22 protein-coding genes are annotated in these 19,571 nt (G+C 66.2%); all 22 read right to left on the reverse strand.

What is annotated here, in order from left to right; translation table 11 throughout:
- Window positions 1-115: 115 nt before the first annotated feature.
- Window positions 116-559 (reverse strand): excinuclease, encoded by a 444-nt coding sequence (locus ACT01B_RS06175; RefSeq protein ID WP_445146497.1) that lies wholly within the window; start codon window positions 557-559, stop codon window positions 116-118.
- Between the two features lie 95 nt (window positions 560-654).
- On the reverse strand, window positions 655-1,383 hold the full coding sequence (gene fabG, locus ACT01B_RS06180; RefSeq protein WP_445146498.1) for a 3-oxoacyl-ACP reductase FabG: 729 nt from the start codon (window positions 1,381-1,383) through the stop codon (window positions 655-657).
- On the reverse strand, window positions 1,376-1,819 hold the full coding sequence (locus tag ACT01B_RS06185) for an ApeP family dehydratase (protein ID WP_445146499.1): 444 nt from the start codon (window positions 1,817-1,819) through the stop codon (window positions 1,376-1,378). Before ACT01B_RS06185 ends, fabG begins: the two co-directional genes overlap by 8 nt.
- Complete coding sequence (locus tag ACT01B_RS06190; RefSeq protein ID WP_445146500.1) at window positions 1,816-3,006, reverse strand: beta-ketoacyl-ACP synthase; 1,191 nt, start codon at window positions 3,004-3,006, stop codon at window positions 1,816-1,818. Before ACT01B_RS06190 ends, ACT01B_RS06185 begins: the two co-directional genes overlap by 4 nt.
- Window positions 3,003-3,725 (reverse strand): class I SAM-dependent methyltransferase, encoded by a 723-nt coding sequence (locus ACT01B_RS06195; protein WP_445146501.1) that lies wholly within the window; start codon window positions 3,723-3,725, stop codon window positions 3,003-3,005. Before ACT01B_RS06195 ends, ACT01B_RS06190 begins: the two co-directional genes overlap by 4 nt.
- Window positions 3,722-4,213: an acyl-CoA thioesterase gene (locus ACT01B_RS06200; protein WP_445146502.1), complete on the reverse strand. Its 492-nt coding sequence runs from the start codon at window positions 4,211-4,213 to the stop codon at window positions 3,722-3,724. Before ACT01B_RS06200 ends, ACT01B_RS06195 begins: the two co-directional genes overlap by 4 nt.
- Complete coding sequence (locus tag ACT01B_RS06205; RefSeq protein ID WP_445146503.1) at window positions 4,203-5,171, reverse strand: LpxL/LpxP family acyltransferase; 969 nt, start codon at window positions 5,169-5,171, stop codon at window positions 4,203-4,205. The genes ACT01B_RS06200 and ACT01B_RS06205 overlap by 11 nt, the downstream gene beginning before the upstream one ends.
- On the reverse strand, window positions 5,164-5,778 hold the full coding sequence (locus tag ACT01B_RS06210; protein ID WP_445147437.1) for an ApeI family dehydratase: 615 nt from the start codon (window positions 5,776-5,778) through the stop codon (window positions 5,164-5,166). Before ACT01B_RS06210 ends, ACT01B_RS06205 begins: the two co-directional genes overlap by 8 nt.
- A 2-nt stretch (window positions 5,779-5,780) precedes the next feature.
- Complete coding sequence (locus tag ACT01B_RS06215) at window positions 5,781-6,326, reverse strand: hypothetical protein (RefSeq protein ID WP_445146504.1); 546 nt, start codon at window positions 6,324-6,326, stop codon at window positions 5,781-5,783.
- Complete coding sequence (locus ACT01B_RS06220) at window positions 6,314-6,583, reverse strand: phosphopantetheine-binding protein (protein ID WP_445146505.1); 270 nt, start codon at window positions 6,581-6,583, stop codon at window positions 6,314-6,316. Before ACT01B_RS06220 ends, ACT01B_RS06215 begins: the two co-directional genes overlap by 13 nt.
- Complete coding sequence (locus ACT01B_RS06225; protein WP_445146506.1) at window positions 6,580-7,389, reverse strand: lysophospholipid acyltransferase family protein; 810 nt, start codon at window positions 7,387-7,389, stop codon at window positions 6,580-6,582. The genes ACT01B_RS06220 and ACT01B_RS06225 overlap by 4 nt, the downstream gene beginning before the upstream one ends.
- The gene (locus ACT01B_RS06230) at window positions 7,350-8,096 is read right to left on the reverse strand and encodes a beta-ketoacyl synthase chain length factor (RefSeq protein WP_445146507.1); all 747 of its coding nucleotides are present in this window, start codon (window positions 8,094-8,096) and stop codon (window positions 7,350-7,352) included. Before ACT01B_RS06230 ends, ACT01B_RS06225 begins: the two co-directional genes overlap by 40 nt.
- Window positions 8,093-9,346 (reverse strand): beta-ketoacyl-[acyl-carrier-protein] synthase family protein, encoded by a 1,254-nt coding sequence (locus tag ACT01B_RS06235; RefSeq protein ID WP_445146508.1) that lies wholly within the window; start codon window positions 9,344-9,346, stop codon window positions 8,093-8,095. The genes ACT01B_RS06230 and ACT01B_RS06235 overlap by 4 nt, the downstream gene beginning before the upstream one ends.
- On the reverse strand, window positions 9,343-10,569 hold the full coding sequence (locus tag ACT01B_RS06240; RefSeq protein ID WP_445146509.1) for a beta-ketoacyl-ACP synthase: 1,227 nt from the start codon (window positions 10,567-10,569) through the stop codon (window positions 9,343-9,345). Before ACT01B_RS06240 ends, ACT01B_RS06235 begins: the two co-directional genes overlap by 4 nt.
- A 31-nt stretch (window positions 10,570-10,600) precedes the next feature.
- Window positions 10,601-12,964, reverse strand: coding sequence for an MMPL family transporter (locus ACT01B_RS06245; RefSeq protein WP_445146510.1), 2,364 nt, complete (start codon window positions 12,962-12,964; stop codon window positions 10,601-10,603).
- A complete protein-coding gene (locus ACT01B_RS06250) occupies window positions 12,961-13,578 on the reverse strand; it encodes a LolA family protein (protein ID WP_445146511.1) in 618 nt (205 codons plus the stop codon). Before ACT01B_RS06250 ends, ACT01B_RS06245 begins: the two co-directional genes overlap by 4 nt.
- The gene (locus ACT01B_RS06255; protein WP_445146512.1) at window positions 13,566-14,354 is read right to left on the reverse strand and encodes a glycosyltransferase family 2 protein; all 789 of its coding nucleotides are present in this window, start codon (window positions 14,352-14,354) and stop codon (window positions 13,566-13,568) included. The genes ACT01B_RS06250 and ACT01B_RS06255 overlap by 13 nt, the downstream gene beginning before the upstream one ends.
- A 16-nt stretch (window positions 14,355-14,370) precedes the next feature.
- Window positions 14,371-14,628, reverse strand: a complete 258-nt coding sequence (locus ACT01B_RS06260; protein ID WP_445146513.1) for an acyl carrier protein — start codon at window positions 14,626-14,628, stop codon at window positions 14,371-14,373.
- A 275-nt stretch (window positions 14,629-14,903) separates the two neighbouring features.
- Window positions 14,904-17,063: a YccS family putative transporter gene (gene yccS, locus ACT01B_RS06265; protein WP_445146514.1), complete on the reverse strand. Its 2,160-nt coding sequence runs from the start codon at window positions 17,061-17,063 to the stop codon at window positions 14,904-14,906.
- A gap of 206 nt (window positions 17,064-17,269) precedes the next feature.
- Window positions 17,270-18,373 (reverse strand): Glu/Leu/Phe/Val dehydrogenase dimerization domain-containing protein, encoded by a 1,104-nt coding sequence (locus tag ACT01B_RS06270; RefSeq protein ID WP_445146515.1) that lies wholly within the window; start codon window positions 18,371-18,373, stop codon window positions 17,270-17,272.
- Window positions 18,374-18,628: 255 nt separating this feature from the next.
- Window positions 18,629-18,982, reverse strand: coding sequence for a YXWGXW repeat-containing protein (locus ACT01B_RS06275; protein WP_445146516.1), 354 nt, complete (start codon window positions 18,980-18,982; stop codon window positions 18,629-18,631).
- 258 nt (window positions 18,983-19,240) lie between these two features.
- Window positions 19,241-19,564 carry a YXWGXW repeat-containing protein gene (locus ACT01B_RS06280; RefSeq protein ID WP_445146517.1) on the reverse strand — a complete coding sequence of 108 codons (324 nt, stop codon included), beginning with the start codon at window positions 19,562-19,564 and terminating at the stop codon, window positions 19,241-19,243.
- Window positions 19,565-19,571: the final 7 nt, after the last annotated feature.

The raw sequence follows: 19,571 nt of genomic DNA on the forward strand, positions 1-19,571 counted from the left end.
AAGCGCCGGGAGCGTTGGCGCAGCGCATCACGCGCTGGCGGGGCTACATCCGCCCCGCGGGCGAAAACGCCTCGCGGGTCCGCTACAGGCCGCGGTCCTACCCTCGGCCGCGCGATTATTCCACCGTGGCGAGCTTGCCCTTCAGCTGTACGCCGGACATCAGCAAGCCGACATGGCATTCGTAGGCCTCGCTGTCGCTGTATTCAGTGCCGTCGTAGTTGCTGACGACGTCCACGACCGCATTTGCCCCGGCCGCTTTCGCTTGCTCCTGCAGACTGATCAGCACCGATTGCAGCACCCACGCACACGTCACCGGTTCCTTCTTGCCGAACGCATTCGTCTTGCGGCTGACTTCGACGTTTTCCTTGAGTACGTTCAGCTTGCCGTTGGGCTGGGTGCCGGCGAGATAGAACTTCACGCTGCCATCGAGCTTGCCGCTCTTTTGTCCTGCGGCGAGGGCCTGCGCGAACGGCAGATGCACGACGCGGTCGGCCGCCATGCTGGCGAAGGGCAAGGCCATCAGGAACAGGGCGCACAGGCTCAGGTGTTTTGCTTTCATGCGGTGGATCTCCCGGGTTGCGTGGGGCAGCGAGTGAACATCGATGAGGAGCGGGCGATGGTCAAGGCGTGTCCCTTCCATTCCGTGCAGGGCCTTCAGCACAGGCCGCCATTCACCGCCAGCACCTGGCGGGTGATGTAGCCGGCCTCCGCGCTCAGCAGAAACTGCACCGCGGCGGCGACGTCATCGGGTGAGCCCATGCGCTGCATCGGGATCATGGCGAGGATCTCGTCCAGCGGCAGCTCCGCATCGAGCATGTCGGTGTCGATCAGGCCGGGCGCGACACAGTTGACGGTGATCTTGCGCTTGGCCAGCTCGACGGCCAGCGCCTTGGCGGCACCGATCACGCCGGCCTTGGAGGCGCTGTAGTTCACCTGGCCGCGGTTGCCGATCAGGCCCGATACCGAGGTGATGCAGACGATGCGGCCTGCTGCGCGGCGACGGATCATCGGCATGATCAGGGGATGCAGCACGTTGTAGAAGCCGTCCAGATTGGCGCGCAGCACCTGATCCCAATCGTCGCCGGTGAGGGCAGGGAACGCGCCGTCGCGAGTAAGGCCGGCATTGCACACCACGCCGTAGTAGGCGCCATGGTCCGCCACATCTTTTTCCAGCGCAGCGGCGCAGGCGGCGCGGTCGGCGATGTCGAACTGCAACACACGCGCCTGTCGACCCAGCGCCTGGATGCTGTGTTGCACGGTTTCCGCTTCATCGCGGCGGGCGCGGCAATGCAGCACCAGGTCGTAGCCGGCCGCAGCCAGGCGCAAGGCAATGGCGCGGCCGATGCCGCGGCTGGAGCCAGTGACCAGGATGGTCTCAGACATGCGGGAGTTCCTCTGCAACTGGTGGACTGAAAACGGTGAGCCGCGCCTCGGCGTGCACGCCCGGCGCGTCGATGCGGCAAGCGAATACGCCCATGCCTTCGTCATCATGGAAGTGACGCACGGCTTCAATGCGCAGTTCGCTGCCCGCGGAAAACGCGTCGGCCGTCGCATGGTAGTGCCGCGTGCCGAGCAGGAAGCCGAGGCGAATCGGCTCGCCGGCGGCCAACGCCTGCCAGCCGGCCCAGGCGGCGACGGCCTGGGCCATCAGCTCAAGTCCGGCCCAGGCGGGCAGGCTGCCATCGTCGGCCACGAAGGATTCGCCAGCGCGTACCCGGCGGGTGCAGGCAATCCGCCCGGCCTCGCATGCAACGATGTGATCGAGCAGGATCATGGCATCGGTATGCGGCAGTACTTCGGCGATCGACCACGGGCTCACGTCGCGTCCCCCAGGATCAGGCACGCATTATTGCCGCCGAACGCAAAGGCATTGCTCATCAGGTGGCGCTTGCCGCTGGCAGGCAGATGGTCGCCAACGCCGGTAAAAGCCAGGGCCGGCAGGGCCGGATCCGCCTCGCCGTCCCATACGTGGGGCGGCAGGCGCCGCTCGGCGCGTGCGTCGCTCAGGCTCAGCCAGCAGAACGCGGCTTCCAGGGCGCATGCGGCACCCAGCGTATGCCCGGTCATCGACTTGGTGGAAGAACAGGGCACGCCCGCTGCGAACACCGCCGCCACGGCCTGGCTTTCCATCGCATCGTTATGCTCGGTCGCCGTGCCATGCAGGTTGAGGTAGTCGATCTCGCCAGCGTCGAGGCCGGCGTCACGCAGGGCGTCCTGCATGGCTTGCTGTGCTCCCAGGCCCTGAGGATCCGGCGAGGACATGTGGTACGCGTCGCTGCTGGCACCGCCGCCCAGGAGCTCGACTGGGCCGGGCTCGCGCGTGACCAGGAACAGCGCGGCCGCCTCGCCGATATTGATGCCGCGCCGGTTGCGCGAGAACGGCTGGCAGCGCGTAACGTCCAAGGCTTCGAGTGCCTGAAAGCCATTGATCGGCAGGCCTGCCAGGGTATCGGCACCGCCGCACAGCACGGCGTCACACAGGCCCAGGCGCAGCAGTCGTCGCGCACTCAGCAGCGCGCGTGCGCCCGACGTGCAGGCGGTGGAAATGCCGTAGCAGGGGCCGGCCATATCCAGCCATTCGGCGAGACATTCGGCTGGCGCGCCCAGTTCCTGGTGGGCGTAGCGGTAGTCCGCTGGCCAGGCACCGTCGCGGCGATAGCCGGCGATGCCATGGCAGGCTTCATCGATGCCGGTCGTGCTGGTGCCAATGATGATGCCGATGCGTTCGCTGCCGTAACGGGCGATGGCGGCGCGAATCGGCGCCTCGATCTCCCGCGCGGCGGCCAGCAGCAGGCGGTTGTTGCGATTATCGCGAGCACCGGCCAGGGCGTCCGGGATGGCAGGCAATTCGACGTAGGCAGCGGCCAGCGGCAGACTGCCCCAGGGTAGCCGGCCCGCATGGGGACGGATACCGCTGTCGTCGCCGGCAAACAACGCTTCGGCAACGGCAGCCTTGCCGGCACCGAGCGCACAAACCACGCCGAGTTCGTTGAGATAGGTCTTCATGCGCTCGCGAGCGGCTTGCGCGCCGCCACGTTGATCAGGGTTTCCTCGCGCTGCCCCGGCGGCGGTGGCGCCCGCAGGCCCCAACGTTCGAGCAAGCCGAAATCGTGCGAGCGGCTCCACCACAGATAGGGCAGGGAGACGTGCTGCGGCTCGAAGGCAAAGCCTTGCGCACGCAACATGGCGAGGTATTCGTCCGCGCTCCTTTGCACCTCCATCGGATGGCGGAAGAACCAGCGGATCACCCAGGTGTCGATGTAAGCCTTGGTCGATTCGGCGAACAGCAGCAGGCCGCCCGGCTTCAACACGCGCCAGAATTCAGCGAGCGCGCGCTCCTGCTCCACCAGATGATGAAAGGTCTGGTGGCAGAACACGATATCGGCGCTGGCATCGGGCAACTGGATGTGTGCGCAATCGGCGGCAAGCAGGGTCGCCTCGATGCCTTCGCGCTGCGCCTCCGCGTGCGCCAGCTCAAGGCTGAGCGGATCGGCGTCCAGTCCGATCAGGCGGTCAGGCCCGAAGGCGTCGCGCAGCAGGCGGAATGAGCGTCCCTGGCCGCAGCCGACGTCGAGCAGGGTGCCGCCGTGCGGCAACGGCTCGCCGGTCAGGCGTTTGAGATCGTTGATCGCCACGCGCAGCACATGGTGCTGCCAGGTCCGCGTGCGCAGGAACTGAAAGCCGAGACGGGTTTCTTCCACATACGTGGGGCTGGCGTAATTCATGCGGGGATGGCCTGCGCAGCGTGATCGGCCGTAGCCGTCGACAAGGGGATGGGATCGGAGCCAAGCATGGCCAGGCGGCGCTCGACGATATCGGTGAAGACGCGCGGCGACAGCAACTGCATCTCACCGGCGGTGGTCACGGCGACCTGGATGGTGCTGGCGCGGGTAACCCGCTCGCCGGTCTGCGCGTCGCTCAACAGGTAATGCAGCTTGAGCCGGTTACGCCACTCGACCAGTTCGGCGCGCACCGTCAGCCGTTGGCCGAAGCGCGCCGCGCGTACATAGCGCAGCTGCACATCGATCACCGGCCATACGTAGCCGGCGGCCTTCATTTGCATGTAGTTGTGGCCGATCTCGTCCAGCAGCGCGCAACGTGCCATTTCCAGGTACTTCACGTAATGGCCATGCCAGACCACGTCCATCGAGTCGACGTCGAAGAACGGCACCCGCACCTCGATCTCCGTGCCCAGCACGCCTCTAGTGCGCATCGTCGGTCTCCGCATGCGGTGTCTGCCAGTAGGGATAGAAGTTGAACCATTGCAGCGGCGCTTCCAGGCAGCGTCGGGCCAGCCGTTCGGCATAGCCTTGCACCCAGGCGAGGATCGCCTCGTCGCGTTGACCACGTTGCCAGGTCGGCGCCTCGATGTAGCGTTCCAGGTGGATGCGGTAACGCCCATCCACCTTCAGGCAGCAAATCAGATTGACCGGACAACGCAGCAACCCGGCCATCAACCAGGGGCCTTGCGGGAACGGCGCGGGATGACCCAGGAAATCGACGGTGACGCAGCGCCCGCCATGCACGGGCACGCGATCGCCGGCGATTGCCAGCCATTCGCCACGGTCGATGCGCTGAGCAAGATCCATCATCAAGGCGGTGTCGAGATCGCTGACCTGGATCAGCCGAAGGCGCTGCTCGCCTGCTTCGCCCAGCAGACGGTTGAAGCGGTCGACATGCCGGTTGTGCACCAGCACGTTGAGCGGCACCTGGTCGCCGAGTTCGGCCATGGCGCGACTGACATCCTGGTTGCCCATATGCGTGCACACCAGGATCTGGCCGCGGCCGTTACGCCGGCTCGCCAGCATTTGCGTACGTACGCCGTCAGGATCATTCAGCTCCACCTGCTCCAGGCGCAGCTTGCCGTTCCACACATCCAGCCGGTCCAGCAGGCAATGGGCGAAAGCCATATGTTGGCCGAATACGCTGCTCAGGCGAGGGCGCAAGTGGGCGTTGCCGCTCCATGCGGCCAGACGCGACTGGTATTGCCGCGCGGCTTGGCGCGTACGCCGGCTGAAGATGAAGAAGTACGCCACGATCAGATGCAGCAGCGGAGACAGCACACGTCGGTCCAGGTGCCGGGCGGCCACGGCGGTGAGCTTCATCAGCACGAAGCTGCCGCGCTCTTTCTGCGCCGCCCAGTGACGTTGATGCGCGAGCGGCTTAGTCATGTTCGGCGGGGTCCCAGGCAAAGCGTCCGCAGGACGCTACACGATCGCCAAGCCGGTAAGCGAAATGCAGCTTGTGCGCGGCCCTGTCGTGGCGCAGCTGCAACTGCAACTCATCGCCCGGACGCAGCAGGTGCTGGAACTTGAGCATGTCCATCCGGCGGGATTGGCGCGGCGTACCCAGGCGTTCGGCGGCCAGCTCCAAGGCCCAGGCGAGCTGCACGACGCCAGGGAGCACCGGCAGGCGTGGGAAGTGTCCGCTGAAATATTGCAACTCCAGCGGCAGCAGTAGTTGCAAGATGCTTTCATCATGAAGCGTGCTGTCGGCCAGCAGCAAGGCGTGCTTGGGCAGCGGCTGGCCGATCAAGATGTCGATGTGCGCAGGGTTCGGCAAATCAGGCCAGCGATCGCACAGGCGCCAGGATGGCGGTGCTTGGATGGCCTGTTCGGCGAGTCGTCGTTGCAAAGCGTCGATACAGGCTTGCCGCCCTTGTCGACGTAGCGTGGCCACACCTTCGGCATTCAATTGCAGCAGCACACCGCTATGTCCGACGGCAACCTGCGCCACCCAGGGATGCGCGGCCAACGTGCTTGCGGTGGCTTGCGTCATGTTCACGGCGCAGTTCTCAGGCTCCGGCGCAGCAGCCACTCGCCGCCGAACAGCGTGCCCATGATGAAATAGGCGATCAAGCCGTTGTAGAGCGTCCACCAACCCAGTGGCGCCCACAGCGTGAGTACCGCAGAGACCAGACCATTGAACATGAAGAAGCCGACCCAGACCCAGGTGACCTTGCGGGTGTACGGAATCGCTTCTGGCGGTAGCTCCGGCTCGCTCACGCGCGCGATGCGCTCCACCATCGGCGGACCGTACTTCAGGCTGATGCCGAAGACGAACAGCAGCAAGGCGCTGATCAGGCTGGGGTACCAACGCAGCATGGCCGCTTCGCCGCTGAAGGCGAGCAGCGCGCAATAGGCTAGCGCCGCGGCGATCATCCAGCGGCCGCCCGGCTGTTTCAGCAGGCTCGGCGCACGGATCAGCCAGATCGCGCCCAGCGCCAGCGCGTAGAGCGGCGTCGACACGTGCTCCATGCCGAAATAGACCAGGAACGGGTATAGCAGCCCGATCACCGGCAACAGGAAGGACGTCAGCTTGCGCATGCGGCCTGCTGCGCCTCGACAAAGGCGGCCAGGCTGGCCACCGTGGCGAAATGCTGGCGTGCATCGCGCGAATCGGAGGCGATCTGGATGTTAAAGCGATGCTGCAACGCCAAGGCCAGTTCCAGCGCGTCGACCGAATCCAGGCCCAGGCCTTGGCCGAACAGCGGCTGTTCCGGCGGGATGTCGGCCGCTTGCAGGTGCTCCAGATTGAGCGTGTCGATGATCAGTTGCGCAATATCCTGTTGCAAGGCATTCATGGCGAGGCTAGCTCCTTGGCATAGAGGTCGTGTAGGTAGTCGTTGAGTCGACGCGAGGCTATCGGCATCGGCGCAGCGGCATTGAACATAGCCGGATCGATGTCGGCGCCCACGCGCAGCCGCACATGGAAGCGACGGTCGGGAATGCTGTACCAGGGCTCGGCCTTGGTCAGCGTGGTCGGCTGTACCGTGATGAATACCGGCGTGATCACCCGCGCACCGCGCAGCGCGATGGCCGCCGCGCCACGATGAAACACCGGCGACATGTTCGGCGAGGTGCGCGTGCCCTCGGGAAATACGATCAGCGTCTGCCCTTCGCGTAGCGCCGACGCGGCTTGCTCGAGCATCTCCGGGCTGCCGTTGTTGCTGATGTATCCCGCCGTGCTGATCGGGCCGCGCATGCACGGGTTGCGCCATAGACCCTGCTTGACTATGCAGTTCGCGTCGCGGATCTGCGAGACAAGAAACACCACATCGATCAGCGAAGGATGGTTGGCGATCACCATCTGCCCGGGCTGGTTCAGGCGCTCCGCGCCTTCCACGGTAAAGGTAAGTACGCCAGTGCGGTACATGAACTGCACATGCCAATGGAACGCGCGGCTGATCGCGGCGCGCACGCGGCGGCGATGCGCCAGCTGTCCGCCCGGCAGCAGGGAGAGCAGCGGAAACCACAACAGCCGCAGCAGCAGGCCGCCGATGCCGAACAACAGGAAACTGAGGCCGGTCGCGGCCAGCCGCCACAGATAGAAGTCGCCCTTGTGGAATTTCAGTTCGTCGGCTGCCAGATCCATCGTCTCATCTTCCATGCATGTTGCAGAGGTTCGCGCGGTCCGTGCAGTGCGCGCAGGAAAGCGAGCGCATGCGGCCAGGCGCTGGTATGGCCGTGATCGATATTTCGTTGCAGCCGGAGTTGCCAGTGCGGGTTCGGCGGTTCGCCACGATCCGGCCCCGCCTTGTCCACGCGCAAGGCGAGGGCGTAGGAGAACGGCACGTCGTCGATCCATTCGTCGTAAGCGGCGGGAGGCCGTTCTTCGGCGAGCACCACGATAACCGCGGGTGCGCCCTGATCGAGCAAGGTGGCGGCCTCGAGCATGGCGTGCTCAAACGTATCCGCCTCGCCCGCAATGGCGCTGGCTTCGCCGCGCTGGCCGCGCAGGATCGACCATTGCCCGGCGATCGCGTTGTGCACGGACAGGCCGAACTGGGTCGGCGACAGCGGCTTCTGATCGATCACGTCGCCAAGCAAGGCATAGGTGCGTGGCGTTTCGCCATGGCGCGAGGCGAACACCAGCGGCAGCTGTTCGTCGTCATCGCATAGCGGCCAGGCGACCTGCAAGGCCATGCGCGCCATGCGACTCAAGCGGCGGCGGTGCATGGCTGGCAAGAACGCGCAGTCGGGCTGCTCGCCCTGATCCAGCGGCGTCCATGGTTCCCGGGCCCAGGCCAGCCAGGCGTCATCGGTTTCGAGGGAAGGCGCCCAGGCGCGCCATTGGGCGATACGCACATCGATCATGCGTAGCTTCCCTCGGCCGCGTGGAACAGCAAGGAGGCGCAACTGCCGCCGAAGCCGAAACTGTTGGACAACACGCTGCCGATCCGCCGATGGATGGGTGCTGTGACCAGCGGTGCTTCTGCGAAGGCGGGGTCGGGCGTTTCGATCGCGCTGCCGGCGGCAAGGAAATCGTGCCGCATCATCAGCAGGCCGGCGATGGCATCCAGCGCGCCGGCCGCGCCGGGGGCGTGCCCGATCAAGCCCTTGATCGACGACATCGGCGGCGTCGCGGCGTCGCGTTCGCGGAACACCTGCTCGATCGCCTGCCATTCGGCCAGGTCGCCCTGCGCCGTGGAGCAGGCATGCGTGTTGATGTAGTCGGGGCTGGCATGGGACACCAGTGCCTGGCGCATCGCCCGCGCGATGCCTTGCGCACCGGGGCCGACCATGCTTTGCGCCTCGGTGCTGGCGCCGTAGCCGCACACTTCGGCGATGACGGCGGCGCCGCGCCGGCGGGCATGCTCCAGCGATTCGAGCACCAGCACGCCCGCGCCCGCCGCCAGTACGATGCCGTCGCGATCCGCGTCGTAAGGGCGCGAGGCCGCGCTGGGGCGTCCGTTGCTGTTCGCCGACAGCGCGCCCATCGCGTCGAACCAAAGCGCGGTGGTGTCGTGCAATTCCTCGCTGCCGCCACAGATCACGATGTCCTGCTTGCCCATCTGGATCAGTTCCATCGCCTGCCCGATGGCATGCGCGCCACTGGTACAGGCGGCACTGACCACGTGGCTGCGTCCGCCAATGTCGAACGCATAAGCGAGGCCCGCCGCCAGCGCGCTGCTCATGCCGCGCGGCACGATAAACGGCGACAACTTGCCGATACCGCGCTGGCGGAAACTGTCCAGCGCGATCTCATGCTCGCTCAACGCCGCGCCACCGCCCATGACCAGGCCGCAGTGCGGTGATTGCAGGTCGCCTGGCGCAAGTCCCGCCTGCGCGATCGCCTCGCGCATGGCCTGCCACGCGTACCACGTGGTGGCGCAAAGGAACCGGCGCAGCTTGCGCGAGGGGGCGTCCAGCGCGGTCTCGTCCACCGGACCGCCAACCCGGCAGCGCATGCCGAGCGCAGCCAGCGTTTCCATAAAGCGGATACCGCTGCGTCGCTGCTGCAAGGCATCGAGCAGGGCGGCATTGCCGGTGCCCGCGCAGGACACCGAACCCATGCCGGTCACTACGACGCGCGGCGTGTGGCGATGTCCATCTGCGCTCGTCATGCGGCGCAGGCCTTGAAGATCAGCGAGGTGTTGATGCCGCCGAAGGCGAAGTTGTTGTTCATCACGTAGGCGGTGTCGATGCGGCGCCCTTCGCCGATGACGTAGTCCAGGGCGGCGCATTCCGGGTCGGGCTGCTGCAGGTTGATGGTGGGGGCGAACCAGCCCTCGCGCATCATCTCGATGGCCCACCACGATTCCAGCGCGCCGCAGGCGCCGAGCGTATGGCCGACATAGCTTTTCATCGAGCTGATCGGCACCTGCGTACCAAGCACGCTGGCCGTGGCATGGCTCTCGGCCACGTCGCCGCGATCGGTGGCGGTGCCATGCGCGCTGACGTAGCCGATCGCCTCGGGCGCAAGCGCGGCATCACGCAAGGCCATGTGCATCGCCACCGCCATGGTCTCGCTGGTGGGCTGGGTGATGTGGCTGCCATCGGAATTGCAGCCGAAGCCGACAATCTCGGCATAGATGCGAGCGCCGCGTGCACACGCATGTTCGTACTCCTCGAGCACCAGCGTGGTGGCGCCTTCGCCCACCACCAGGCCATCGCGGGCGCGGTCGAACGGACGCGGGGTCAGCGCGGCTTCGTCGTTGCGCGTGCTGGTGGCAAACAGCGTGTCGAACACCGCCGCGCCCGGGCCGGACAGTTCCTCGGCGCCGCCGCATAGCATCAGCGTCTGCTTGCCTTGCTGGATCGCCTCATAGCCATAGCCGATGGCCTGGCTGCCGGAGGTGCAGGCGCTGGAGGTCGGCACGATCCGCCCTTTCAGGCCGAAGAACACGCCGATGTTCACGGCGGTGGTGTGCGACATCATCTGGATGTAACTGGTCGCGGTGACACCTTGCATCGACCCGGTCGCCAGCATATGGCCCATGGCGCGGATCGGTTCCACGCTGCCGCCGGACGAGCCGTAGGCCACGCCCATGCGCCCATCGCGAATCGCTTCGTCGCCATGCAGTCCCGCGTCATGCAGTGCCCGCTCGCTGGCGGCGACGGCGAGTTGCGCGACGCGGCCCATCGAACGTACTTGCTTGCGCGGCCAGCCCGGCAGCTTGAAATCGTCGACGGGACAGCCGAGGCGGCCGTTCAAGGCATCGAAGTAGTCCCATTCCGGCATGCGGCGCACCGCATTGCGATAGTCGCGCAGGCGCACGGAAATCGTGCTCCAGTCATGACCGAGCGGCGTAAGGCCGCCGATGCCGGTGACGACGACGCGCTTCATCGGTGAGCATCCTGTGTGGAGGAAGATAGGTTCATACGGCTACGTACTCGCGGACAGGGCTCGCTACCGGCACCAGCAGCGCGGTGAAACCGATACCCAGCAATAAGGTGATGCCGAAGTGCTGCAAGGCCGGCATCGAACTCAAGGCCAGCAGGCCAAAAGAGAGCAGGGCGGTCACGGCCGACAGCAGCACGCCGGCATAGGTGGCACCAGGCAGGTGCGCCGCATGCGGCTCACCCTCGTGCAGAAACACCGCATAGTTCGCCCCCACGCCGAGCACCAGCATCAGCGCCATCCAGTGGAACAAGGTCAATGGCTGGCCGAGGTAGCCCAGCACGGCGAGGGTCAGGCCGATGCCGAGCAGCGGCGCTGCGATCACGCGCGGCGCGGCGTGGCGATAGCGCCAGCCGAATACCGCCGAGACCAAGGCCAGTGCGGCAAGCAGCCAGACGCTGGCGTATTCGCGGTAGCGGCCGAACAAGGCGGAGACGCTGGCCGGCTTGTCGACCAGCGCCACGCCGGGCAGTCCCGCCGCCGCCGCGCGCAGGATCCCGGCATCGTCCTGCCCCTGCGGCAGCACGATGGAACCGATGCCGGCCTTGCCTTGATCCATCCACAGGTAGCGGAACGGCGTGGAGACAGGCATGGCCAACCACTCGGGCAGGCCAAGCGGCTGGCCGCGCCACGCGTCCAGGTACGCGCTGGCCACGTCGGCGCGCAAGCCCGCGCGCAGCAATAGCGCTTCGATGTTCGCGCGGTTGGCGAACAGCGGCGCGAGCGCTGCCTGATTCGCCTGCTGTCGCTGCATCGAGGGCAGCATGCCGGCCGCTCCGGTCCAGCCTTCCAGTTGCCCTTGTTGCACCAGCGTCTGCAGGCGCGCTTCCAGGGCTTCTTCGCGCTGCAATACCTGCTCGGCGCTGTCACCGTGGACGAGATAGAACTGGCTGCTGTTGCCGATACCGGTGACGTCGCGGATACGCGCCTCCTGTTCGGCAAGTTCAGCCGGTGAGGTGATCAATAAATGAATATCGTCGTCATGGCCAAGGCGCAGCCAGCCTGGCAGTGCCACCAGCAGCAACAGCAGGGCGGCGAGCATGCCCGACCTGCCGCGACCAAGCCGGCCGGCGCGCCGCTGCAGCGCCAGCGCGAAACGCACCAGCGAGGGGGCCAACGGCTTGCTCGCCGGCTTGGCCAGCAAGGCCGGCAATAGGCAGAACACGCTGAGGCAGGCGGCGAGCATGCCGACCATGGCGAAGCAGGCCATCTGGCGCAACGCCGGAAACGGCATCAAACCCAACAGCGCATAGCCCAGCAGCGAAGTGGCCAGGGCCAGCAGCAGGGCCGGCCGCACCTGACGCACGCCGCGTTCGGCCTGCCACGCCGGGCCGGCATTGGCGCGTGCGCACAAATACTGGATCGAGTAGTCCACCGCTTCGCCCAGCAGCGCCGCCCCGAACACCAGGGTCAGCAGATACAGCTGCCCGAAGATCAGCAAGGTGACGGTAACCGCGCAAGCCACGCCGATGGCGGTGGAAAGAAAAGCCAGCAGCAGCGGGCGCGGCGAGCGATAAGTCCACAGCAGCAGGACGGCAATGCCCAGGCTCGAGGCCAGTCCCACGACATGCACATCGCGCTCGGCGCCGGCGCGTGCTTCGGCGGCGTGAAAGACCGCGCCGGCACGCAGCAGCCGGACGCCTGGATGGTGCACGATCACGGCCTGTTCGGCGCGGGCCAGCGCGGCCAATGCTGCGCGCTGCACGCTGTCGTCGTAGGAGGAGCCGCGCAGTGCGGCCAGCACCATCACATAGCTGCGATCGTCACGATGCGCGGTGAGCAGATCGTCTTCGGGCGTCAGCGGCGAGCGGCTCCAGGGTTGCTGCTCCATCCAGTGCTGCAACCAGCCGAACGGATCGTCCTGCAAGGCGATGCCTAAGCCAGCAAGGAACGGTTGATTGAGCCGACGCGCCAGCGCCTGGGTCGGATCGTAGTCGGGGTGCAGCAGTGCCTCGCGATCCGCGTCGGTGAGCAAGTGGAAGCGGTGCGCGAGATACGGTGCGAACAGTGCGTCCAGGTCGAACGGCGGCAGTTCAGCCGTGACCGAGGCGAAGGCGGGATCGGCGGCGAGTCGCTTGCCCAGTTCGCGCGCCGCGTCCTTGGCGGTAGCGTCGTCGGCATGCTCCACCAGCAAGACCACGCGGTCGCCGTTGGCATGGGCCAAACGCTCTACCGCCGCTTCTGCCAGCGGATGGCGTTCGGTGGCCGGCAGCATGGCGAGCAGGTCGGTCTGGATCGGAGAGCCGCCGCGCCCGAGCAGCAACCACGCGCCCAGGCCCGTCACGATCAGGGCGAAGGCGCTGAACAGGACGGCGCGCAACGGCGGCGCGCAACGGTTCACGGAGTTATGCCCAGCGCGCGCTGCTCCAGCGCGCTCAGTGGGCCGGCATCGCGGGTATCGGCAAAGCTGATGTGGGTACTTTCACCGTTGGCCAGCTCCACCTGGATGCCTTGCAAGTAACGGTCGCCATCGAGTTCGATCCGGCGCAGCACGCGCGCCATGCGCTCCTGCCGCGGCGTAAAGCGCAGGGTCCAGCGCGTTGCCGTGCCGTGAGCCTCCACCTCGAACTGGCGCAACGCGTCCTCGGGATTGCCCGACAGCATCGATTGCAGCATCTGCGATACCTGGGCGACGCCGCGGTCGCTGCCGCGCACCGTCTGCAGCTGTCCGTGTTCATCGATGCGGGCGGTGCGCACGCCGGTCAGCGCGAGGCTTTCGCGATACGGTTCGGTGACCTGCCACAGCATGCCGTGGCCGACCACGAACAAAAGCTGGCCGCGGCTGACCTGCGGCTGGGTCAGCGCGGGATTCTCGCGGCTCTGGGTAAACGCCGCGCGCACGCTGGCGTGACTGCCCAGTTCGTCGAGGATGTGCTGCAACAAGGCGGGGTCCTGCGCTTGCGCATGCACGCCCAAAGCGAGCCAGCAGAGCAGGGCGGCGATCAGGCGGCGCATGGCGCCTTCCGCGGATTCAAGCGGCGCCATAACAGCCGCGGGGCACGTGGCAGCATGCCCAGCAGCAGGCGCGTGTGCATGGCCGAGATGCGCAGGTTGTCGCGCCACATGCGGAAATGCGAAAGCCCGTTCTCCGGGTAGATCACCCGCGTAGGCAGGTTGCGCACCGGCAGGCCGCGCCAGCTCAGGCGTACTGCGACCTCGGTGTCGACATCCATCCGTGCAGGCAGCCGCTTGCGCGCGATTTCGGCGCAGGTGGCGTCGAGCGGATAAAGACGGTAGCCGCACATGGAATCCTGGATCGCCATCGACAACGTCTCGATCCACACGAACACGTGGGTCACATAGCGGCCGTACAGGCGTGCACGCGGCACGCTGTCGTCATAGATCGGTTTGCCACAGACCAGCGCCTGCGGATGGGCCCGGCTTTCGGCAAGGAAGCGGGGCGCATCGGCCACGTCATGCTGGCCGTCGGCGTCGATCTGCAAGGCGTGGGTGAAGCCCGCCGCGCGCGCCGCCAGCAGGCCGGCGGTGAGCGCGCGACCCTTGCCCTGGTTGTGCGGCAGGCGCAGCAGCTGGATGTCCGGCTGGCCGAGCGCCAGGGCATCCAGTACCTCGCGCGTAGCGTCGTCGCTGCCGTCGTCCACGATCACCACCGGCAGTCCATGGGCACGCAGCGATTGCACGGTGCGCGCGATGGTGTCTTTGTGGTTATAGATCGGGATCAGCGCGCAGGGCGCGTTCGCCTCGCCGCGGGTGGTGGTGCATGCCTGCATGGACGGAGCGGCCCGGTCAGCGGTCGAGCAGGGCTTTCACCGTGGCGACCACGTCGCTCACCGTGCGCACGCTCTTGAAATCCTCGGGCTTGATGCGTGTCCCGGTCATGTCCTGCACCTGGATGGCCAGATCGACGGCGTCGATGCTGTCCAGTTCGAGGTCGGTGAAGAGGTGCGTTGCCGGCGTGACCCGGGCCGGTTCGATCTCGAACGTGTCGTGCAGCACCTGCCGCAGCCGGTCCAGGATGTCCTCGTCGCTGATGCCGCTTGCCATGGTCGTACTCATAAATCCCTGTTCCCGTAGTGCCCGCTACGTTCCCCGTCGTGTCGTGCCGGTATCTTCGGCTGCCTTCTACACACGATCACGAGAACGCGACAGCGCTCTTGGGGCGCTGTCGTGATCGAAAGCCCGCTAAATGTGCACCCGCGTAACGGGCCCCCTGTGGATCCAAACTGACTTTGTAGGCAAAGCCGTACAATTTCACGTTTGTTTGACAATTCTAGCAGAGCTCTACGACCCGCGTGATGGTCAGGGCCGGCTGCAGCGACTCACGTGATCGTAAGGTCTTTCGACAAAGCGGCAAGGCGGTCGCGCTGGGCGAGCACCTGGATGAGCTGTCCGAGTACCAGCCGGGCTGTTTCATTGCCGGCATCTTGGAGGCAGGCTGCGCCGGTCGGCATCTGCTCGTAATTCTCTGAGACCATGGCGCTGCGCTTGGCGAGGGATTGCGCCAGCTGTTCCAGCGCTTTCACGGTGACGCCTCCCACCTCGACCACGATCTCGCGCGCCGGGCCCGCTGCCATCGTCTGGCGGTTGGCGCCCAGTGCCGACAGCTGGCCCAGCAGGATATGCGCGGCGGCCAGGAAGCGCAGCAGCGTCTCGTTGCCACGACGATGCCGCCCGGGTTCACGCAGCATCTTGGCCAGCGCGCTGCTGAGCGTGGCATTCGCGTTGTGTGCCTCGCGACGGGCGACGCGATAGTCCAGATCGTCGCGGCGACCGGTCGCGTATTGCGCCATGATCCGGGCGAGATAGCGCGCATCGCTGCCTAGCGTGTCGGCCAGCACATCGTCGAACCGGCGGCCCTGCCAGTCCGGCAAGATGAAGTGCATCGCCAGCGCGGCGATGGCGGCGCCGATCAAGGTGTCGAGCAGGCGCGGCAACATCACTTCGTAACCGTTGCCCACCTGGTTGAAGCAGAGCACGACAAACAGCGTGATCGCAGCCGTGGCTGTGGCATAGCGGCGCAGACGGGCGGCAAAGAACACCACGCCCGACGCCACGATCAGTGGCATCTGCCAGGGACCGAACGGCAGCAGCCGCAGCGTGGCCCAGCCAAGCACCAGGCCGATGAGGGTGCCGGTCAAGCGCTGCACCAGGCGCAGCTGTGTCGCACCATAACTGGGCTGGCACACCAGCAAGGTGGTCAGCAGGATCCAGTAGCCGTGACGCGGGTGCACTGCATGCAGCACCGCATAGCCCACCATCAGCGCGACGGCGAGTCGTAGCGCATGGCGGAAGCGGAACGACTGCCTGGTCAGCTGGATGCGGATCTGCGTCCAGGCCTCGCCGAGCGTCTGCGGCGCTGGATTCTGCAAGGCGCTGTCGGCGCCGGCAGCGGGCAGCCCGACGGGCGTGTCGCCTTGCAGCTGCGCCTGGATCGCCACGAGGTTGCGCACCAGCGCATCGAGCGAGCGCAGCACGTGCTCGGCGGGTGGACGCGCTTGCTCGCGCAGCGCCACGACCGCGCTTTGCAGATCCTCGGCCGAAGCGCGGGTCTCGCTGGGCTCTGGGGTCTGCGTGCGCAGGCGCAACGCGTCCGCGCGCTGGCGACAGTCGCGTGCTTCGAGTTGCAGCAGGTGCGCGCAGCGAAATAATACATCGCTGTGGAACAACGCTTCGGCCAGTGCGTCATACGCGTAATGCGCGGAGCTGATGCGTTCATGGATGTCCTGTGCCATGAAATACAGGCGCAGGCGCTCGGCCGTGGTGCCTCGTGGACGCCTCGCGCCGATGCGGTCGAGCAGGATCAATCGCGTGTCGTTGAGCGCCTCCACCACTCGTTCGTTCTTCATGGCCAGCGACAGCTGCAAGGCTTCGCGATCCACGCCATGGACCGGCGTGAACAGCGCGGACTTGCCCGCGAGGTAATCGGCCAAGGCATCGAACAGACGTGCCAGCGCATGCCTTACGGCCTGCTGCGGCGCCAGCACACTCCAGCCCAGCGACAGCACGCCGTACCAGGCCGCGCCTGCCAGCAGGATCAGCGGCTGGTGCCACGGCTTGATGGCCATGCCGGCCTGGTCGGCGCCGATCATCGCGTACACCGCCAACAGCAAGGTGGCGCCCGCCACGGTGGCGTAGCGCTCGCTGATCGCGCCCAGCATCACCAGCACAAAGGTAGCTAGCGGCAGGCCCAGGGCGAATAAGGCAGGGTAGGGAAACAGCGATTGCACCGCGAAGGACGACGCGGCGAAGCAAGCCAGCGTCACCAGCAGGGTGCTCAGGCGGTTGCGCCAATGGTCCTCGGTTTCGGCCAGCGCGCAGGCAATCACGCCGAGCAGGGCGGGGCTGACCGCGTCGATGCGGTCGATGGCGAAACACCAGGCCACGGCACCGCCCAGCGCAAGCAGGACGCGCAGGCATTCGGCGTAGCGGTCGGAGCCGCGCAGGCGGCGCCAGCGATGGGCGAGAGTGGCAACAGGCATGCGCGCCAGCATACGGCTTGGCTGCACCTTGATGGGCGCCGCGTGATGTTGGGGGCAATGTGGGAGCGGCTTTAGCCGCGATCGGGCGGCATGCTCATCGCGGCTAAAGCCGCTCCCGCAAGATACCGCTACGCCACAAAGCTCGCGTGGCCCCAAAAAAAGACGCCGGCACGAGGCCGGCGTCTCCTGAACCGAGTGGCTCGTGCTTACTGACCGCGCATGCGACCGGCGAAGCGCGGGCCATGATCGCCCATGTTCGGCAGCTTGATCTTGCCGATAGCCGTGATGCGCTCCTCAGCCAGACGGTCGGCTGCCTTGTAGGTCGGCACGCCTTCGTTCTTGGAGATTTCGAAGATGCGACCCAGGTTGTAGTAGATCGTGCGCATCATGCGCATCGCACGCTCGCGGTTGTAGCCGTCGATTTCCAGCGACACGTTCATCACGCCGCCTGCGTTCACCGCATAGTCCGGTGCGTACAGCACGCCGCGACGCTGGAGCTCGTCGCCGATGGCGTCGGTGGCCAGCTGATTGTTGGCGGCGCCGCAGATGATCTTGGCCTTGATGCGATCGATGGTCTGCTCGTTGAGCGTGCCGCCCAGGGCGCACGGCGAGTACACGTCGGCGTCGACGTCGTAGATCTCGTCCAGGCCTACGGCTTCGCAGCCCAGCTCGTCCACGCAGCGCTGCACGGCATCCTTGTTGATGTCGGTGACGAACACCTTGGCGCCCTGCTCACGCAACAGCTTGATGAACTCGCTGCCGACATGGCCGCAGCCCTGCACGGCGTAGCTGTACTTGCCCACGTCTTCGTTGCCGTGCTTGACCTGCAGCGCGGCCATCAGGCCCTGCAGCGTGCCGAACGCGGTGAACGGCGACGGGTCGCCCGAGCCGCCATGCACCTGGTGCACGCCGGTCACGTATTCGGTTTCACGGAACACGTATTCCATGTCGTTGACGTCGATGCCGACGTCTTCGGCGGTGATGTAGCGGCCGTTGAGCGAATTGACGAAGCGGCCGAACGCACGGAACAGCGCCTCGGACTTGTCCTTGCTCGGGTCGCCGATGATCACGGCCTTGCCGCCGCCCAGGTTCAGGCCAGCCACGGCGTTCTTGTAGGTCATGCCGCGCGACAGGCGCAGCACGTCGTTCACCGCGTCCTGCTCGGTCTTGTACGGCCACATGCGCAGGCCGCCGAGTGCCGGACCCAGCACCGTGTTGTGGATCGCGATGATGGCCTTCAGGCCAGCGTCCTTGTTATGGCAGAAGACGACTTCTTCGTGACCCGTGTTGGCGATGGTTTCGAAAATCATTGGAACGGTGACTCCAAGTTGAGTGCCCGGGGACGGCACGCTGGAATGGAGGCGGGAACGATGCAGCACGGCCCCGCCAAGGCAGAAAACGCCTGAAACTCAAACGCCCCAGCAGAGCTGAGGCGATGAGGTTAGACAGCAATTCTAATACGGGGCGAGGCAGGGCTGATGTCGCGGCGCATCAAAGCGCTGGCGTATGGGCCTGTTTCCATGCGCACGCCCCATCGTTTCGGGTCGCCGCAACCAGCCAGATGCTTAGCCTGCGGCCCATACACCCACGTTGAGGTGCCAGCCGTCGTTGCGACGCTCGTAGTGCGGGTGCACGTAGTGGTAACCAGGGCGCTCGGCTTCCCAATGGCCGCGGTGCGCAATGTACTGACGACCATCCCAATGCCAGTAGCCGCGAGCCCAGACGTAGCCATGACGCGGCGCCGGCTCGGCTTCCACCAGTTCTACCGGCGGCTGCTGCGGCGCGATCACTTCGACGTACTCGCGCTGCACTACAGGCTCGCGTTCCACCACCATCGGGCGCGGACGGGCGGGCTGTTCGACAACACAGCCGCTGGCCAACAGGGTCAAGGCCGTGAGGGCGACTAGACGAATCGACATAGATGAGTGCCTTTGTGAAAGGAATGTGAGTGTTGTCGTTGAACAATGACGCGCATTGCTGAGGCTTACCTTTCTGGCTGCAGGCGTTTTTCACTCGATTTTTCTTTACCGGCAAGGGCTTGCGGTTTGTCCTTGCCACGCCCCCCGGGTCAGTGCGCCAGTAATCCTGGCTATGTCATTGACGCAACTGGCGGGTAGCTAGCTAAGTGATGAAGGGATCGAACCCCGCGGCCTCGTACCTCGCAAGTTGTTGCTTGCTCAGCGGCCCCAAGAGCCCTCGTGCAGATGCCAGCCATCGTGATGACGTTCCCAGCGGGCTTGGTGGTAGACGTAGCCGGGGCGAACCGGTATCCAGTTACCGCCGACCCATACATGGCGGTGACCTTCCCAGCGCCAATAGCCCGGCGCCCAGACAAAGCCCGCGCGCGGCGGTGGAATCACTTCGTACTGTGGCGCCGGTGGGGCCACGTCGATGCCGACATCCACGACCACGCCCGCCGCCGCTGTCGGGGCGTAGGCCGCGCCCGCGCTGGCGATACCAAGGGCAGCGAGCAGGGCGAACTTGCGGGTGGTGCTGAGCATGTGGCGT

This window comes from Dyella sp. Tek66A03, assembly GCF_052567735.1.

Excerpts from the sequence above, each read along its gene's own strand:
- yccS (WP_445146514.1), bottom strand. The coding sequence starts at position 17,063 with ATGCCTGTTGCCACTCTCGCCCATCGCTGGCGCCGCCTGCGCGGCTCC.
- ACT01B_RS06275 (WP_445146516.1), bottom strand. The coding sequence starts at position 18,982 with ATGTCGATTCGTCTAGTCGCCCTCACGGCCTTGACCCTGTTGGCCAGC.
- ACT01B_RS06220 (WP_445146505.1), bottom strand. The coding sequence starts at position 6,583 with ATGAATGCCTTGCAACAGGATATTGCGCAACTGATCATCGACACGCTC.
- ACT01B_RS06235 (WP_445146508.1), bottom strand. The coding sequence starts at position 9,346 with ATGACGAGCGCAGATGGACATCGCCACACGCCGCGCGTCGTAGTGACC.
- ACT01B_RS06215 (WP_445146504.1), bottom strand. The coding sequence starts at position 6,326 with ATGCGCAAGCTGACGTCCTTCCTGTTGCCGGTGATCGGGCTGCTATAC.
- ACT01B_RS06255 (WP_445146512.1), bottom strand. The coding sequence starts at position 14,354 with ATGCAGGCATGCACCACCACCCGCGGCGAGGCGAACGCGCCCTGCGCG.
- fabG (WP_445146498.1), bottom strand. The coding sequence starts at position 1,383 with ATGTCTGAGACCATCCTGGTCACTGGCTCCAGCCGCGGCATCGGCCGC.
- ACT01B_RS06230 (WP_445146507.1), bottom strand. The coding sequence starts at position 8,096 with ATGATCGATGTGCGTATCGCCCAATGGCGCGCCTGGGCGCCTTCCCTC.
- ACT01B_RS06175 (WP_445146497.1), bottom strand. The coding sequence starts at position 559 with ATGAAAGCAAAACACCTGAGCCTGTGCGCCCTGTTCCTGATGGCCTTG.
- ACT01B_RS06210 (WP_445147437.1), bottom strand. The coding sequence starts at position 5,778 with ATGACGCAAGCCACCGCAAGCACGTTGGCCGCGCATCCCTGGGTGGCG.
- ACT01B_RS06225 (WP_445146506.1), bottom strand. The coding sequence starts at position 7,389 with ATGGAAGATGAGACGATGGATCTGGCAGCCGACGAACTGAAATTCCAC.
- ACT01B_RS06195 (WP_445146501.1), bottom strand. The coding sequence starts at position 3,725 with ATGAATTACGCCAGCCCCACGTATGTGGAAGAAACCCGTCTCGGCTTT.
- ACT01B_RS06250 (WP_445146511.1), bottom strand. The coding sequence starts at position 13,578 with ATGCGCCGCCTGATCGCCGCCCTGCTCTGCTGGCTCGCTTTGGGCGTG.
- ACT01B_RS06205 (WP_445146503.1), bottom strand. The coding sequence starts at position 5,171 with ATGACTAAGCCGCTCGCGCATCAACGTCACTGGGCGGCGCAGAAAGAG.
- ACT01B_RS06200 (WP_445146502.1), bottom strand. The coding sequence starts at position 4,213 with ATGCGCACTAGAGGCGTGCTGGGCACGGAGATCGAGGTGCGGGTGCCG.
- ACT01B_RS06190 (WP_445146500.1), bottom strand. The coding sequence starts at position 3,006 with ATGAAGACCTATCTCAACGAACTCGGCGTGGTTTGTGCGCTCGGTGCC.
- ACT01B_RS06280 (WP_445146517.1), bottom strand. The coding sequence starts at position 19,564 with ATGCTCAGCACCACCCGCAAGTTCGCCCTGCTCGCTGCCCTTGGTATC.
- ACT01B_RS06240 (WP_445146509.1), bottom strand. The coding sequence starts at position 10,569 with ATGAAGCGCGTCGTCGTCACCGGCATCGGCGGCCTTACGCCGCTCGGT.
- ACT01B_RS06260 (WP_445146513.1), bottom strand. The coding sequence starts at position 14,628 with ATGGCAAGCGGCATCAGCGACGAGGACATCCTGGACCGGCTGCGGCAG.
- ACT01B_RS06270 (WP_445146515.1), bottom strand. The coding sequence starts at position 18,373 with ATGATTTTCGAAACCATCGCCAACACGGGTCACGAAGAAGTCGTCTTC.